This window comes from Arcticibacterium sp. GJ41-1 (assembly GCF_055808875.1).
Genome location: NZ_CM147888.1, coordinates 2,880,247 through 2,896,642, shown reverse-complemented (window position 1 = coordinate 2,896,642; position 16,396 = coordinate 2,880,247). Strand labels below are relative to the sequence as shown.

12 protein-coding genes are annotated in these 16,396 nt (G+C 37.3%); 7 read left to right on the top strand and 5 right to left on the bottom strand.

Going from position 1 to position 16,396, the window contains the following annotated elements; translation table 11 throughout:
• Positions 1-6 precede the first annotated feature (6 nt).
• The 3 genes from AC0L6O_RS12040 to AC0L6O_RS12030 are packed head-to-tail and all read left to right on the top strand — an operon-like array spanning position 7 to position 3,798.
• Positions 7-1,698 carry a sodium:solute symporter family protein gene (locus tag AC0L6O_RS12040; RefSeq protein ID WP_473302643.1) on the top strand — a complete coding sequence of 564 codons (1,692 nt, stop codon included), beginning with the start codon at positions 7-9 and terminating at the stop codon, positions 1,696-1,698.
• Positions 1,695-2,381, top strand: a complete 687-nt coding sequence (locus AC0L6O_RS12035) for a response regulator transcription factor (protein ID WP_473302641.1) — start codon at positions 1,695-1,697, stop codon at positions 2,379-2,381. The genes AC0L6O_RS12040 and AC0L6O_RS12035 overlap by 4 nt, the downstream gene beginning before the upstream one ends.
• 46 nt (positions 2,382-2,427) lie before the next feature.
• A complete protein-coding gene (locus tag AC0L6O_RS12030; protein ID WP_473302640.1) occupies positions 2,428-3,798 on the top strand; it encodes a sensor histidine kinase in 1,371 nt (456 codons plus the stop codon).
• Here AC0L6O_RS12030 and queG read toward each other — a convergent pair whose 3' ends face one another.
• Positions 3,799-4,743 carry a tRNA epoxyqueuosine(34) reductase QueG gene (queG, locus tag AC0L6O_RS12025; RefSeq protein ID WP_473302638.1) on the bottom strand — a complete coding sequence of 315 codons (945 nt, stop codon included), beginning with the start codon at positions 4,741-4,743 and terminating at the stop codon, positions 3,799-3,801.
• 149 nt (positions 4,744-4,892) lie between these two features.
• Here queG and AC0L6O_RS12020 point away from each other — a divergent pair, with 149 nt between their 5' ends.
• A complete protein-coding gene (locus AC0L6O_RS12020; protein ID WP_473302636.1) occupies positions 4,893-5,423 on the top strand; it encodes a nucleotide exchange factor GrpE in 531 nt (176 codons plus the stop codon).
• A gap of 81 nt (positions 5,424-5,504) precedes the next feature.
• Positions 5,505-6,668: a molecular chaperone DnaJ gene (gene dnaJ / locus AC0L6O_RS12015; RefSeq protein WP_473302635.1), complete on the top strand. Its 1,164-nt coding sequence runs from the start codon at positions 5,505-5,507 to the stop codon at positions 6,666-6,668.
• A 65-nt stretch (positions 6,669-6,733) separates the two neighbouring features.
• On the opposite strand, the gene AC0L6O_RS12010 is transcribed toward dnaJ, so the two are convergent.
• The 4 genes from AC0L6O_RS12010 to AC0L6O_RS11995 all read right to left on the bottom strand — a co-directional run bounded on the left by AC0L6O_RS12010 (position 6,734) and on the right by AC0L6O_RS11995 (position 13,489).
• Positions 6,734-9,019 carry a TonB-dependent receptor domain-containing protein gene (locus AC0L6O_RS12010; RefSeq protein WP_473302634.1) on the bottom strand — a complete coding sequence of 762 codons (2,286 nt, stop codon included), beginning with the start codon at positions 9,017-9,019 and terminating at the stop codon, positions 6,734-6,736.
• Positions 9,003-9,560 carry a hypothetical protein gene (locus AC0L6O_RS12005; RefSeq protein ID WP_473302632.1) on the bottom strand — a complete coding sequence of 186 codons (558 nt, stop codon included), beginning with the start codon at positions 9,558-9,560 and terminating at the stop codon, positions 9,003-9,005. Before AC0L6O_RS12005 ends, AC0L6O_RS12010 begins: the two co-directional genes overlap by 17 nt.
• Before the next feature lie 137 nt (positions 9,561-9,697).
• Entirely contained in the window at positions 9,698-12,682 is a 2,985-nt protein-coding gene (locus tag AC0L6O_RS12000; protein ID WP_473302631.1) for a protein O-mannosyl-transferase family, read from the bottom strand.
• Positions 12,683-12,844: 162 nt separating this feature from the next.
• The gene (locus AC0L6O_RS11995) at positions 12,845-13,489 is read right to left on the bottom strand and encodes a deoxynucleoside kinase (RefSeq protein WP_473302630.1); all 645 of its coding nucleotides are present in this window, start codon (positions 13,487-13,489) and stop codon (positions 12,845-12,847) included.
• A 110-nt stretch (positions 13,490-13,599) separates the two neighbouring features.
• Here AC0L6O_RS11995 and trhO point away from each other — a divergent pair, with 110 nt between their 5' ends.
• A complete protein-coding gene (gene trhO, locus AC0L6O_RS11990) occupies positions 13,600-14,586 on the top strand; it encodes an oxygen-dependent tRNA uridine(34) hydroxylase TrhO (RefSeq protein WP_473302628.1) in 987 nt (328 codons plus the stop codon).
• Between the two features lie 392 nt (positions 14,587-14,978).
• Positions 14,979-16,382 carry a tail fiber domain-containing protein gene (locus AC0L6O_RS11985; protein WP_473302627.1) on the top strand — a complete coding sequence of 468 codons (1,404 nt, stop codon included), beginning with the start codon at positions 14,979-14,981 and terminating at the stop codon, positions 16,380-16,382.
• Positions 16,383-16,396: the final 14 nt, after the last annotated feature.

Here is a 16,396-nt window from a genome sequence, read left to right as displayed (position 1 = left end):
CTTCTCATGAGTACTTTAGATTGGATTTTTCTTTCTGCCACGCTGGCATTTATTATCCTATATGGTATTTTCAAAAACAGGAAAAACACTAACCTCGATGGCTTTTTCTTAGGAAATAAATCGCTTCCCTGGTATAATGTGGGCCTTTCTGTAATGGCTACACAGGCCAGTGCCATTACGTTTTTATCAGCCCCTGGGCAAGCTTTTACAGATGGCATGGGCTTTATTCAGTTCTATTTCGGTTTGCCCTTAGCCATGGTGGTTTTGAGCATTACTTTTATTCCTATTTTCAATAGATTAAAGGTTTTTACCGCATACGAATACTTAGAAGGTCGATTTGATGGCAGGGTTAGAGTGTTTACCGCTATGCTATTTCTAGTTCAGCGAGGACTTTCTACCGGTATTTCCATTTATGCTCCTTCCATTATTCTTTCTACCATTTTTGGTTGGGATATTTTCTGGACCAATGCATTTATGGGTGGAACGGTGTTGACCTATACTTTAATAGGCGGAACTAAAGCTATTTCGCATACCCACATTCAGCAAATGATTATTGTGACCGCAGCCATGGTTTTTGCGGGTATTATGGTGGTTCAGCTCTTACCTGCTGATATTGGAGTTATTGACGCAGTCAAAGTAGCAGGAAAGGCAGGGAAGGTAAACCTTATCAATCTAGAATTTAATCCTAAAGAAAAATATAACGTTTGGTCAGGTATTTTGGCTGGTTTCTTTTTACAGCTCTCCTATTTCGGTACAGACCAATCGCAGGTTGGACGTTATTTGACAGCAAAAGATACCACACAAAGCAGGCTTGGCTTGCTTTTCAATGGTCTATTGAAAATACCAATGCAGTTCGGTATTCTATTTATTGGTGTTTTAGTGTTTGTCTTTTATCAATTCAACACCTCTCCTCTTTTCTTTAATCAGGTAGAAACAGACAAATTACTAGATAGCCAGTATGCCAATGAATACAGAGCTTTAGAGTTAAAGCACAAAGCTAACGCTGAAATCAAAAAAGTTGAGATTTATAAACTTCATGAGGCCATTCAGTCGGAAGATGAAGTTCAAATTTCAGCAGCACAAGAGGCAATCCAAATAGGAGAAGATAAATTCAAAGCCTTAAAAGCGAAAGTAAGTGATTTGATAAAAAAGAATAACCCAGAAGGAGATGCTGGCGATATAAACTACATTTTCATCCGATTCATTTTAGACCATTTGCCTCACGGTTTTATTGGTCTATTAATAGCCGTTATATTTTCTGCATCCATGGGTTCGGTGGCTTCTGCCTATAATTCCTTGGCAGCTTGTACAGTAATAGATGTACTTAAGAAAAGAAAGTCTTGGGACCATTCCGAGTCTAAAGAATTGATGATATCTAAGCTTATCACCGTTTTCTGGGCCATATTCTGTATCATAGTTGCCTTCTTTGCCAATAAACTGGGGAGCAGTATGATTGAACTGGTAAATGTACTAGGTTCATGGTTCTACGGAATTATTCTTGGTATATTCTTGGTAGCATTTTATTACAAAAAAATTGGTGGACAGGCCATCTTTTATAGTGCCGTAATTTCGCAGGTTCTAATTATTCTCATTTGGAAATTCGAATTAGTAGCCTACCTTTGGTTAAACCCAATAGGCTGTATCTTGGTATTTTCATTCGCTTGGGTTTTCCAGCAAATATTGAATCTTAGAAAGTGAAAAAAAGTATTTTAATAGTAGAAGACGACGAACGAATAGCCCGTACTATTAGTAAAGGGCTAGAAGAATTAGACTTTGAAACTACTATTGCTTTTGATGGTAAAATAGCTCTTAAACTAGCTCTAGCTAATACTTTTGACCTTTTTTTACTTGACCTTAACCTTCCTGAATTAAACGGTTATCAAGTCACTGAAGGCATTAGAGGAGCGGGCTTAGAAACACCTATTTTGATGCTTACAGCTTTAGGTGAAACCGATGACAAAATTGAAGGATTTGATAAAGGAGCCGACGATTATCTCGTTAAACCTTTTGATTTTAGAGAGCTGGTAGCCAGAATTAATGCCTTACTTAAAAGGAGTTCGCCCGTTTCTGAAATAATCTCAAATGAGCTTATTGTAGCAGATTTAAAAGTAGATTTAGACGAAAAATTAGTTTATCGCGGAGACCAAGCTATTCAGCTGACGCCAAAGGAGTTTGGACTTTTAGAATACCTTATCTTAAATAAAGGTAAGGTGGTTTCAAAAGAAGAGATTGCCGAAGCTATTTGGGACCAAAACCCAGGAAAAAGCCTAAACGTGATTGAGGTTTATATCAATTTCTTAAGAAAGAAAATTGATAAAGATTTTGAGCCTAAGCTCATCAAAACCAAGTCTGGAATGGGTTACGTACTTCGCGAAGAATAAGTTGTTTTGTTTTTCATACATCCTCAAGTATTTAATGTTCTAAAAATTGACAATCAGAACCAAAATAGCCTTACAGTTTTCCGTTATCGTGGCGGCTTTGCTTGCTGTTTTTTCTATTGGTATTTATTATTTATCTGAAAACTACAGGCAGCAAGAATTTTATAATAGCCTAAGAGACAGAGCAGTTACTACTGCTAGATTACTTATCAAGGAGCCTCAGATTGACAAACAACTGCTAAAGGTTATTGATAAAAACACATTATCAACCCTCTACCCTGCTCAGGTTCTGGTTTTTAATGATTCTAACGAGGTGGCTTATTATAATTATGAGGCAGACACCATTTACTACAGCCCTGAATTACTAAACAAAATTAGAAGCCAAAGGTATATCGAAACCACTTTTGGCAGCAATCAAGTGGTGGGAACTATGTATTCTGACACCCTGAATAAGAGTTATGCCGTACTGGCTCAAGCAGAGGATGTTTATGGTAAGGAAAAACTCATGAATATTAGAGAAGCCATGTACACTGGCTACTTCTCCGCCATAATCCTGACCATTATATTAGGTTTCGTTTTTGCGGGTCAAAGTCTAAAGCCTATTTCCAAAATCAACGAGGAAATTTCTCACATCACAGCAAGTAGTCTGAGGAAGAAGCTAGATACGGGGAACAATACTGATGAAATAGCCATATTAGCGGTCAATTTCAACAAAATGCTCTCTAGGCTAGATTCCTCTTTTGAGCTTCAAAAGAGCTTTGTTTCTAATGCCTCTCATGAATTAAGAACGCCGCTGGCCGCGGTCAAATCAGAAATTCAAGTGGCTCTTCAAAATGAGCGAACACCTGAAGAATACAAGACTATTTTAAATAGCCTTTTGAATGACAATCAGCGATTGATAAAACTGACCAATAGTCTACTACAATTGGCCAAATCAGAGGCTCAAGAAAATGCCGTTAATCTTCGACCAATTAGGATTGATGAAATTCTATTTAGCGTACAAGACGAAATTTTACATCTAAATCCCGACTATAAAATTCAGATAGATTTTGAAGACATTCCTGAAGACATCAATTGGGTGACTGTTAATGGTAAAGAAGCTTTACTAAAAACCTTATTTACAAACCTGATTGACAATGCTTGTAAGTACTCCAAAAATCAACAAGCCGACGTCAAAATTAAGGCCAATAATCAGAATTGTCTTATCTCTGTGAGTGACACAGGAATAGGGATTGACAAAGAGGAATTAGAGAAGGTTTTTGAGCCTTTTTATAGAACTAAAAGAGCTACATCCTATAAGGGTTCAGGTATTGGGCTTTCTATCTGTAAAAGGATAGTAGATTTACATCAAGGAAAGCTTTCTATTAAAAGTGAAGTGGACGTAGGAAGCCTTTTTGTGGTGGTACTTCCACATACTTAATCAGTCTTCTATATTAGGTTTAATGAAATTAACATTACGCCTAACACCTTCTAGTTTTGTACGTTTTATGGGAGAATGGCGAAACAATTCACGAAAAACCTCTTCTGTAATCTCTTCCCAATCGTTATTTGTAAAGCCTGCCAACTCTGGTTTAAGGCTAAAATCTGGGGTAGTATTTGGTTTTGAAAACCTGTTCCAAGGACATACATCTTGGCAAATATCACAACCAAAAATCCAGTTCTTCATTTTACCTTTTGCTTCCTCCGGAATGGCCTCTTTTAGCTCTATGGTGTAGTAAGAAATACATTTACTTCCATCTACCACATAAGGCTCTACAATGGCATCCGTGGGGCAGGCATCAATACAGGCAGTGCAGGTACCGCAATAATCTTTAACTGGACCGTCTTCTTCTAATACCAAATCACAAATTATCTCTCCTAAAAAGAAGAAAGAACCCATTTCTTTATTGAGTAAATTACTATGTTTTCCTACCCAACCTAAGCCACTTTTCTCGGCCCAAACTTTATCCATGACAGGTGCCGAATCCACAAAGATTCTCCCATCTACTTCGCCAATTTCATCATGAATAAAATTGAAAAGAGCTTTGAGTTTATCCTTTAAAACGTAGTGATAATCTTTGCCGTAAGCATACTTAGAAATCTTAATGTCATCATCCCCTTCTGGCAACCTTTTTTCTGGGTAGTAATTAAGCATGACAGATATGACCGACTTTGCTCCAGGAACTAGTTTAGTGGGGTCAAGTCTTTTGTCAAAATGATTGGCCATCCAGGCCATTTTCCCATTATAATTCTGGTCAAGCCATTTTTCAAGGCGAGGAGCCTCTTTTTCAAGGAAACCAGCTTTAGAAATACCACAAAAGTCAAAGCCTAGCTCGCGGGCTTTGTTTTTTATCTTTTCGGCGTTATTAAAAGCTCTTATTTCCATCTGTCGTAAAGTACTGGGTTTTCAAAGACAAAATTAGATTTGTGACAGGTCAATTCTTGAAAAATCTATTAATTCTGACATAATGACAGCCTTTACATGGATGGTTTAATTATTGATAATTTGAAGGTGGAGAAAAAAAATGATTTAAAATGTCTGAAAAGAATACAAAAGAAGAGAATATAGAAGAATTGTCAGAAGAAAACCTGACAAGTCAAGAGGAAACGGTAGAGTTGACAGAAGAAGAACGTCTGACACAAGAGCTTGCCGAACAAAAAGACAAGTTTGTTAGACTTTTCTCAGACTTCGAAAACTTTAGAAGAAGAACTGCTAAAGAAAAGATAGATAATGTTTTAAACGCAACTTCTGGCCTTATCAAAGAGTTACTTCCAGTTTTAGATGATTTTGAAAGAGCTCAAAATTCTTTTGAAACAGCTACTGAAATTGAACCCGTTAAAGAAGGTGTAGAATTGGTTTTTTCTAAGCTAAAGAAAACTTTAGAAGGTAAAGGCCTAAAGCCTATGGATTCTAAGGATACTGATTTTGATGCAGAACTTCACGAATGTATCACTCAGTTTGATGGTGGCGAAGAGAAAAAAGGTAAAGTGATTGACGTAGTAGAAAAAGGCTATTACCTAAATGACAAAGTAGTAAGATACGCTAAAGTGGTGGTTGGTAGCTAATTATTTTAAAAACTATCAATCTAAAACTTTAAAAAATTAAGCAGTAGCCAAGCAGTTTAGGAATAGGGCTAAAGAAAAGATATGGCAAATAAGAGAGATTTTTACGAGGTACTGGGAGTGTCAAAAGGTGCAACACCTGAAGAGCTAAAAAAAGCTTACAGAAAGTTAGCAATTAAGTATCACCCAGATAAAAACCCTGATGATAAAAGTGCAGAAGATAAATTCAAGGAAATAGCTGAGGCTTATTCTGTTTTATCTGATGACCAGAAAAAAGCTAGATATGACCAATATGGGCATGCAGGCATGGGTGGTGCTGCAGGCGGCGGCGGTCAAGGCGGTTTTACTGTTGATGATATTTTCAGCCAGTTTGGTGATATTTTTGGCGATGGTAGCCCGTTCGGTAGCTTCTTTGGTGGAAGCCAAGGTCGTGGTGGCGGTGGCCAGCGTGTGAGAAAAGGTTCTGATTTAAGAATTAAACTTACACTTACGCTTTCTGATATTGCCAAAGGCGTAGAAAAGAAAATCAAGGTAAAGCGTTACACATCATGCAACACATGCTCAGGAAACGGTTCTAAAAACGGTACTTCTTTAACTACGTGTGGTAGCTGTAATGGCCAAGGCCAAGTAAAAAGAGTACAGCAAACCATGCTGGGTCAAATGGTTTCTACCAGCACCTGCCCTACTTGTAATGGAGAAGGGAAAATGGTTTCTGAAAGATGTGAAGCTTGTTTTGGTGAAGGTCGTCAGTTAACAGAAGACCAAATTAATATCAAAATACCTGCGGGTGTATCAGAAGGTATGCAGCTTTCAATGAGTGGTAAAGGAAACGTTCCTGTAAGAGGTGGCGTTCCTGGTGACTTACTTATAGCTATTGAAGAGAAAGAGCATCCAGACTTAAAAAGAGATGGTCAGAACATCATTTTTGACCTTCCAGTCAATTTTGTTGACGCTGTTTTAGGGAAAGATTTAGAAATACCAACAGTAGATGGTAAAGTTAAAATCAAGCTTAAAACGGGAACCCAAGCCGGTGAGGTATTAAGATTAAGAGGAAAAGGGCTTCCAAGTGTGAATGGTTACGGAACAGGCGACCAGCTGGTTCATGTGAATATTTACACACCTAGTTCAGTATCATCTGAAGAGCAAACAATGCTTGAAAAACTTAGAGATTCGCCAAACTTTGCTCCAAGAAAAAATGCAAATAGCAAAACGATTTTCGATAAGATGAAAGATTTCTTTCAAGGATAATTAGCCATCTAAAAATTGTAAAATTAGGCTTAAAATCCCCGCTAAAAATTAGCGGGGATTTTTTTTTAGAACTTATAATTAACTCTCAGGTTAATACTCCTCCCTAATTCATCCGCAAAATAACGCTGACGGTTTAAATAGTCTCGGTAGACCTCATTTAAGACATTTTCTACTTTTAATCCTAAGCCTAGTGTATTCTTCTTCAAATGTAAAGAAGTATTAAATCCTATGTTAAAAAGCTGATAAGTAGCTGGTGGTGGTAAAAAATCCTGGTCTGACTCTAAATTTTTCTGTTCAAAAACTACCTGATGCTCTAAACTTAGCGTAGATTCTTTTATGGAGAACTTTAAGGTATTACTCCAATTATTTGACGGCATGTAAACCAAAGGCTTATCATTTGTCAAATCTGTTCCTTTCAGAATAGCTGCTTTAGAAACAAGCCTTACATGACTTATTGGCTCAAAAGACAGTAGGAAGTCCGCACCTATTAACTGAGCATTCGTTTGCTCATAGTTAAATATTGGAAATGCTCCTCTAATGGTTAAGGTATTCTCCGTTTGAGCCTGTAAATAGATAAAATCTTGAATGTTCTGATAATAGGTCAATACTTGAAAGAAGAGTTTCTTTTGTAAAGCCAAATCAAAGGCTGCCGTTACTTTAAAAGACTTCTCCGACTCCAAATCTACATTTCCTACTTCTATACTGCTCACACCTTGATGCAAACCAAAGCTGTAAAGCTCATTGACCGCAGGAGCTCTTAAGGTATAACCAGCGTTCAAATTAAACTTAAATGCTTTAGAAAAACTGTACTTAATTCCTGAGGAAACACTGTAGTTTTCAAATGTCCTATTATAACGTACTATCTTCCTCGGTAAATCTCTGCTTATAGTAGCGGCATTTAATTGACGAATGTCTGTCCTTCCTCCAAACTCATAAAAAGCTTTACCACTTTCTTTCTGATAAAACCCAAAAATTGAGCCTGTTAAGGCTACATAATCAGGAATCAAAGGTAAAATACCCGTTTCGGGGTTATTTGTATTGTCTTTTAAGTCGGCCTGAATCCCCGTTTTCACAAAGGCTTCGTTACTTAAAGTGGTGCTGTAATTTCCTTCTAAAAAGTGGCTATGCTGAAAAAGACTCAGTGCAGCTTGGTCTGACCTACCGGCTCTTCTAACATCAAATTCCTTTCTATTATCAATTTGGCCTGCATATTGAAAAGTCAAAACAGAGGAATTCTTATAACTTTTTGCCGTCTTTAGTTTTAACAAATGGTGATTTACTTTCTGAGAAGGAGCATCTATTTTGTAAGAAAAATCTTGCGAAGTAAAGAAGGGTTCCTCTCTATCAAAAGCAGACTCTAAATCAGTCAGATTACCAACATGGGCACCTCTTAATATCCCTATTTCGGTATTAAATGTACTGAAGTACAAACTACTGTTCCATTTGCCAATCACCTTTTCTAGCTGAACAGAGCCATTAGCTTCTTTCCTACCTGAATTGGTTAAATAGTAATTTGGTGTTTTCTGGTCGCCTATTCCTTTTATGCTTGCGTTTACACGCCAACCTAAGCCTTTTGAAAACTTGGTAAGTTCTGTATTAAAAGTATGGCCATGACCATTGCTCTGAAATATATAGTTCACGTTTCCGTGCAAATGAGGCTCATGATTTATAATATCAGGCTCTATCAGAACTACGCCACCCAGCGAACTTCCAGAAAACGCTAAAGCACTAACACCTTTAATGACTGAAATATGACCAGCCGAAAATGGGTCAATCTCAGGAGCGTGGTCGTTTCCCCACTGCTGCCCAGCCTGCTCTATTCCGTTATTAAGCATGGTGATTCTGTTTCCATAAAGCCCATCAATAATGGGTTTAGAAATACCAGAACCTGTTTTTAAAGAACTGACACCGCTGATAGTTTGCAGTAAATCGCTGATGCTTTTATTGCTTTCTTTGGCTATTAAATCCTTATCAATGGTATTACTATTTTGCGTGCTAAAGTCGGCTCTATCGCCATGTACCAGCACCTCATCCATCAGTTCTTCGTGATGATGTAGGTAAATATTTAATACCGTGTCGTTTTTGATAATCAGATATTGACTTAAAGGCTCACAGCTAACGTGGCTAATTTTTAAATGTGTTTTTGTCGGGCATAAGCCCTCAAATTCAAAATAGCCATCTATATTTGCAGATTTTCCCTGACTTATACTTTCTAAGTATATTGTAGCAAAGGGTAAGGCCTCACCAGTTACCTCGTCATAGACCCTACCCTTTAAACTAATTTGACAATCTTGAGCCTTTAGCGTTCCGCCAAAAACTAAGAGTACCAATATTTTATTCCACTTCCACATTAAACGATACTTCTATATCTGTTTCACCACCTGCATTTGCTATCAAACCATCAGAAACCCCTGATGCTGCTTTGCTCGGTTCATGCCTTAAAGTTATAACCAAAGTTCCGTTTGATACAGCTCCAGTCACTAAACGGCTCTTTAAACCTACAGGAGTTCCATTAACGTCGACATCATCATAAGAGATAGTGGCGTTCAAGCCAGATGAAGCCTCAAAGAAAAACTGATGCTCATCTCCCTCTTCCTCTACTTCCTCCGTAATATTGTCAGCAGGACTAACAGATTCATTAAGTAGTGTTAGCGTTCCTGCATAGGTTGTATTCGCTTTTAGAACGCCATTAGCTATTACTGGTGCATTTCCACCATCACCGTCAATGTCTTTAAAAGACAAGACTACCGTATCTCCACCGCCCTCAGGCACCAATTGGTAATTTAATGTAGTTATTAATTCCTCTTCATTCGGAATGACTGGGTCATCCTTTTCACAAGAAAAACTTAATAAAGCCACAAACAGAAAACCACTAATTACTTTCAAACTCATTTTTTTAAATGTTTATTTATGCAACAATGTTGCAAGTATAGCACTTTTTAATAAATGCAACAACGTTGCAAGTATTAAATTATCAAAAAAAATACCTGCCATTTCTGACAGGTATCTCTTATACTTTCATTACTAGCTTATTGTAGTGATGCTATGTGCTTATCATAAATCTCTTTATAACTCGCCGCCAGCACTTGGTCGTTTTGCTCAGTAATGTTTACCAGCATATTCAAGTCCCTTAAATCACTCTGAATAAAGCTCTGTACATTATCCATTCCCCACTGGGTTACTTCACCTGTTCGTTGCTTATTTATGAAGTAAGTGAGCTGCTCATCTGCCCTCTTAACTATTATATCTGATATTTCTTTGGCCTTTTCGCTTTCGCCAATCGCATAATAGAATGTTGCAAAATTAGCCGCTAGCTGGTCAAAAGGAATAGATTCGTCTGGCATTACTTCCAAAGCTCGGTCTAAAACTTCTTTTGCTTTTTCATTATTACCTTCTCTTACTAATTGGTCTGCCAATCTTAAGAAAGCAAAACGAGCAGTGATAATAGGCACTTTCAGATAGGTTTCAGAATCATAATAAATATCAGGATTATTAAGATTTCTCCACTCAAATTTATTCATGACGTTATCATACATCACATCGGTATTCACCACACCATCTCTAGCTCCAGGTACCTGTACCGGCATAAGTCTATATGCATAACCTTCTAATTCTAAGAACTCTTTCAAATTCAAGTAAGAATTAGGCGATAACGTACCACCGAAATAAATAGGTCTTTCCCAGTTATTTTGAGCAATGATGTCTAAAACCATCAGGTCATTTTTAAGCAAATCACGCTCACCAATGTTCCATTTCATTACACCTGTCAAACCAGCTTCATACTTTTCAGGAACAAAACCTTGAGCCTTAACAGCTTCCGCATCGTACTCTAAAAATAAATTGGTAGATGGCAGTGTATTGATAAGTTCACCCGTAGAAACAGACATTTGAATGGCTCTTTCATTGTTTCTAACCAAATTCAAGTATTGCTTAAGGTTGATACCCGCTTTTACTTGTTCATTTGGATTTTCAACATATGGTAACTGGTCGTTGATACCTTTTAACAATTGGTCTTTCGAGAAAGATATTGGTAAAGCCTCAGACTCATAAGTCTTACGCTTCATTTGGTCAATGTACCAGTCTGTACCTAATAAACTCAGGTTACATACTCTTACGTCCGTTCTTATACCTTCTACTTCCTGAGCATACCAAAGCGGGAATGTATCGTTATCTCCACCGGTAAACAGGATTGCGTTTGGTGCTACAGAATTAAGTAAGTTTTTAGCAAAATCTACTTGATGGTATCTGTCAGAACGGTCATGACCTTTATAGGTTTGGGTTACCATTTGAAGTGGTACTACTAAACCTACAGCTACGGCTGCTATTGATTTTGACTTATCATTCTTTAAAAACTTCAAGACAAAGTCGGCTATCGCCATTACACCCAAGCCTACCCAAATTGCGAAAATATAGAAAGAACCTACATAAATATAATCTCTTTCTCGCGGTTCCACCGGAGGTGAATTCAGGTAAACTACCAGTCCTAAACCTGTCAATACGAACAAGAGGAACATGACTAAGAAGTCTTTATCTCTTCTCAAGTATTGATAGAGTAAACCCAAGATTCCGAGAATAATTGGGAGAGCAAAGAAATTGGTTCTACCTCGATTAGTTTGCAAGGAAGTTGGCAAATCAGATGTCTTTTCAAAAATGGCCGTAGCACTGGAACCTTCTATATCTGATGCTCGTCCCCAGAAATTCCAAAGGAAATAACGCCAATACATGTGCCCAAACTGATGACTCATCATAAATCGGAGGTTCTCTCCCATTTTAGGTTCTTGTGTCTCGTTTAAGCCAAGTTTGCTTTTATAAAGAGCTACGTGTCTTGGGTCTTGACTCCAGATTCTTGGTAAAAGCATATTGCCACCCCAAACGTACTCTGGAGAGTAATCATAAATCTCATACTTATCTTCACCCATTTTATAATTGGGTGTTCCTTTATTAATGGCAGTAAGTTTTGAGGTATAAATTGGACCGTAAGTCAATGGTCTACTTCCGTACTGCTCTCTTTTAAGATAATATGTAAAGCTTAAAACGTCAGAAGGGTCGTTCTCGTTAATTGGAGGATTGTAATTTGACCTGATTAAGGCTAAGGAGTATGTAGAATAACCTACCAAAATAAAAGCAAATGAAATCAAAGCGGTATTAACCCAAACTTTACTGTTTTTGCCAGACCAGATAATTCCATAAGTCAGTGCGGCTATCAAAGCCAACACGAAGAAAATCATTCCTGAACCAAATGGAAGACCAAATGAATTGACAAATAATTTTTCAAAGAAGAAACTGAAAGATGGAATTCCGGTAATAACACCTACCATCAAAATTCCTAATATCACTAAACCTATCAATAGTGCCGAAATGATACCTGCAAGGCTTACTTTGTTTGTTTTTTTGTAATAAACCCAAAGTCCTAAAGCTGGAATAGTAACTAAGTTCAAAAGGTGAACTCCAATAGATAAACCAACTAAATAAGCTATAAAAATCAACCATTTGTTAGCGGCTGCTTCATCTTCTATTAATTCCCATTTCAATACTGCCCAAATAACAATGGCTGTAAAGAAAGATGACATTCCGTAAACCTCTGCCTCTACTGCTGAAAACCAGAATGAATCTGACCAAGTATAAACTAAAGCTCCAACTAAACTAGCTCCCAAAACCAATATGGTCTCAGAACCAGATAAGTCTTCTCCTTTTTTGCCAATAATCTTTCTTCCTAATAAAGAAGTAGTCCAAAACATAAAAAGAATGGTAAAAGCACTGGCTAATACCGACAGCATGTTTATGGTTAAAGCTACATTCTCCACATTGCCTCCGGCAAAAAGAGATGCTAAACGCCCTAACAATAAGAAGAAAGGTGCACCAGCAGGGTGAGGAACCTGAAGTTTATAAGCACAGGCTATAAACTCGCCGCAGTCCCAAAAACTGGCAGTGGGTTCCACCGTTAGTGTGTAGGTTACAAAGGCAATCAGGAAAGCTAGCCATCCGCCTATAGTATTCAATTTTTTAAAATCCATAAGTGTTTTATTAGATGCAGTTTGATTTAATGGGTTATCCGCGGTCAAAATAACAAAATTCAGTCCAAACCCTTTTCATGAATGGGTTTAAATAGTGTTAAAACTTAATTAAATGGTGTTTTGACCTATATTTGAAAGGCTTCTTTTTAATTCTCAGAAGCTTTATTCTTGGTCTTTTTTAATTTTTAGTTGTTTACCTAAGTTAATGTTCTTTTCAATGGCTTTGGTGATAGCAATAAAGTCATCTTCATTAGCCACAAAATCCATATCGTTTACATCAATCTCAATCAGTTTCCCATGCTCATATTGACTTGAGAATTTTTCGTAAAGTGCATTTAAGCTTTTAAGGTAGTTAGGGTCTATACTTTGTTCATAATCTCTCCCACGTTTTTTAATCTGCGTCAAAAGTTTAGGAATGTCTGCTTTGAGATAAATCATTAAATCTGGAGGACTAATTGCTCTCATAATAGTAGTAAAAAGCCCCTCGTAGGTTCTGAAATCGGTTTCATTCAAATGACCCGATTCGTATAAATTTTGAGCAAAAATATAGGCATCCTCATAGATCGTTCTATCCTGAATAATGGTTTTTTCTTCCTGAGACTTTATTTTCAAGACTTGTTCAAACCTTGAATTCAAGAAAAATACCTGTAAATGAAAGGACCATTTTGGCATATCGTCATAGAAAGGAGCCAAATAAGGATTGTTATCAACAGCTTCATAATAGACTTCCCAGCCATAATGTTCTGCTAATTTCTCTGCTAAAGTGGTTTTTCCGGCACCAATATTTCCGGTGATAGCGATATGCATATGATGAGTGCGAGTATAGGTTCAGACTCAAAATTAGGACTTATACTGTCAATAATCATAGAAAATGCTTAGAACCTTTATTAACTTTGCACTTGTATTTTGATATTGATATGAAAGAATTTAACGTAATACTTTATTACATCTACGCTCCCATTGAAAATTTGGTGGAATACAGAGATGTTCACCACCAATTTTGCTTAGACAATAATTTGCTAGGGAGAATAATAGTAGCACCCGAAGGACTAAACGGAACTGTATCTGGTGAGAAAGCTGACTGTGAAGCTTATATGCAATGGATAGAAGCCGATGGACGGTTTACTGGTGTTGAGTTTAAGATAGAATCTCATGAAGGACATGCTTTCAAAAAACTTTATGTAAGAATAAAGAAAGAGATAGTACACTCTGAGCTTGGTGTCAACCCTAATGTAAGAACGGGAAAACACCTAGAGCCCGATGAGTTTAAGGCTATGATGCATGATGAAGATGTGGTGCTGGTAGATATGCGTTCAAATTATGAACATGCTGTTGGAAAATTTAAGGGTGCGGTCACTTTTGACATGGGTAACCTTAGAGATTTGCCTGACCACGTTCAGGAAATTGACCACCTGAGAGATAAAAAAATAATTACTTATTGTACCGGAGGTATCAAATGCGAAAAAGCAAGTGCTTACCTTTTAGAGCAAGGTTTTGAAAATGTATATCAGCTTCACGGCGGAATCATAAAATATGGTTTAGAAGCTGGTGGAGAAGATTTTGATGGAAAGTGTTACGTGTTTGACGGTAGGTTAACTACGGATGTCAATTCTATAAATCCTGAAGTTATTTCCGAATGTCATGTTTGTCAGACTAAATCTGACAGAATGGTGAACTGTGCCAATCCTATTTGCAATCAGCATGTACCGATATGCGAAAAATGCGGTTGGGAATTAGAAGGAGCATGCTCCCCTGCTTGTAAAGAACATCCTAAGAAAAGACCGTATAACGGTACAGGATACTACCAAAAGACACTCGAAGGTTACAAACCTGAAATAGCTGCCAGAACAAGAAAGAATACCAAAAAACTACATATTGTAGAGGATTTGGGTTTGAAGGATTGATGATTTTTACAAGGCTAACTACTTAGTTTAGCTTGAATTTAATTTCAAATTAATCTAAACTCAATAGCCTCATTGAGTTCAAGAATGCTGTGCTAGCAGCTGACTTGGTTTTGTATTGAACTATATAATTTTACCATTACTCTTTGTTAATGCACACTTTAGAACGCCTTGAGTTCGAAACACTAAAAGTGTTTTATTTAACGGTTTTACTGGCTAATTAAGTCATCAGGAGGGATACTCTTTCCTTCGAACTAATGATTATCCTTTCCGTAAAATAAAACATTTTGTAACAACGGTTTATGAAAGATATATTAGTAAAGTAAGTTGAAAACTGTTTACGGTTTCAATTAAATATTGATTGTATAATTTCTTAAATCTAAAACAAAACTGCGATGAAAAAGTTAGCCTGTCTGGTATTACTCACTCTCTTTTGCATTGACCTGAGTGCCCAAATTCAAAGTATTTCTGATGCCGTGGATGGCTCTGTAACCATTCTGCCTCAGGGATTGGTTTCGGGTAAGACTGATAGCCAACATCATGGGTCAAATGTAGCATTAGGGCGTTCCGCCTTGTTATCAAATGAACTCACGGGTACTGACAATACGGCTATTGGTGATTCCTCTCTTGTGAATAATACTACAGGTATTCAAAATACAGGTGTTGGTGGATTATCACTTAAATCAAATATTAGCGGCTGGAAAAATTCTGCCATGGGTTATGGAGCTCTAGGGTTAAATACCTCTGGTAGTAACAATTCGGCCATGGGTTATGCAGCATTATTTAATAACGCATCCGGTGGTAACAACACGGCGGTTGGTGATTTTTCACTTTTTAATAATACCACGGGTCAAGTTAATACTGCCGTGGGCTCTAATGCCTTAAATAAAAATGAAGACGGAAATTATAATACAGCTATTGGTAACTCTGCACTTTATTCAAATATCTCTGGACTTAGAAATACGGCTATTGGCTCTTCATCGCTGCATAAAAATACTTCAGGTATTAATAGCACTGCCCTAGGATATTTTAGTCTATATAATACCACCACTGCTAGCAATAATACGGCAATTGGTTATTACTCTATGTACTCCAACACAACTGGTAGTCACAATACAGCACTCGGTTATGCGTCGCTGCAGTTTAATTCTGACGGTGAAAGAAACACTTCAATTGGTCGTAACTCGCTTGCTAATAGTATTGATGGAGATAAGAATACAGCAGTCGGCTACTATTCCCTAGATAATAATGCATCCGGACATAATAATACTGCTTTAGGTTATGGTGCTAATGTTTCATCTGGTAATTTAAGCAATACCATTGCCATTGGTTATCAAGCTACTGTTAACGCTAGTGATAAAATTAGAATGGGAAATGCTGCAATAACCGCCGCCGACATTGAAGTAGCTTGGAATGTAACCTCTGACCGTCGCAAGAAAGAAAAAATAGAAAGAGTGCCATTAGGTTTAGACTTTGTCAAAGAACTTAAGCCTGTCAGCTATCACCGTAAAAACAATGAGAAGCATGATTTAGAGTTTGGGCTTATAGCACAAGAAGTAGAACAAACACTAGCCAAATTCGGCTATGCTGAAAAAGATTTAGGCTTTCTCGACAAAGGGCCTGATGGCTATTACTCTGTACGTTATAATGACCTTATTTCAGTACTTATAAGTGCAATACAGGAGCAGCAGAATCTTCTTGACACACAAGACAAATCTTTAAGTCAATTAAACGCCAAGCTAGATAGAATTGAAGCGATGTTGATTTCTAAGAATGAAGACCTAAAATCCAAACGATAAGTTGATTTCTGAAT

Coding starts and splice junctions, on each gene's coding strand:
- AC0L6O_RS12010 (WP_473302634.1), bottom strand. CDS start 9,019: ATGTGGAAGTGGAATAAAATATTGGTACTCTTAGTTTTTGGCGGAACG.
- dnaJ (WP_473302635.1), top strand. CDS start 5,505: ATGGCAAATAAGAGAGATTTTTACGAGGTACTGGGAGTGTCAAAAGGT.
- AC0L6O_RS12000 (WP_473302631.1), bottom strand. CDS start 12,682: ATGGATTTTAAAAAATTGAATACTATAGGCGGATGGCTAGCTTTCCTG.
- AC0L6O_RS12040 (WP_473302643.1), top strand. CDS start 7: ATGAGTACTTTAGATTGGATTTTTCTTTCTGCCACGCTGGCATTTATT.
- AC0L6O_RS12005 (WP_473302632.1), bottom strand. CDS start 9,560: ATGAGTTTGAAAGTAATTAGTGGTTTTCTGTTTGTGGCTTTATTAAGT.
- AC0L6O_RS11985 (WP_473302627.1), top strand. CDS start 14,979: ATGAAAAAGTTAGCCTGTCTGGTATTACTCACTCTCTTTTGCATTGAC.
- AC0L6O_RS11995 (WP_473302630.1), bottom strand. CDS start 13,489: ATGCATATCGCTATCACCGGAAATATTGGTGCCGGAAAAACCACTTTA.
- AC0L6O_RS12020 (WP_473302636.1), top strand. CDS start 4,893: ATGTCTGAAAAGAATACAAAAGAAGAGAATATAGAAGAATTGTCAGAA.
- queG (WP_473302638.1), bottom strand. CDS start 4,743: ATGGAAATAAGAGCTTTTAATAACGCCGAAAAGATAAAAAACAAAGCC.
- trhO (WP_473302628.1), top strand. CDS start 13,600: ATGAAAGAATTTAACGTAATACTTTATTACATCTACGCTCCCATTGAA.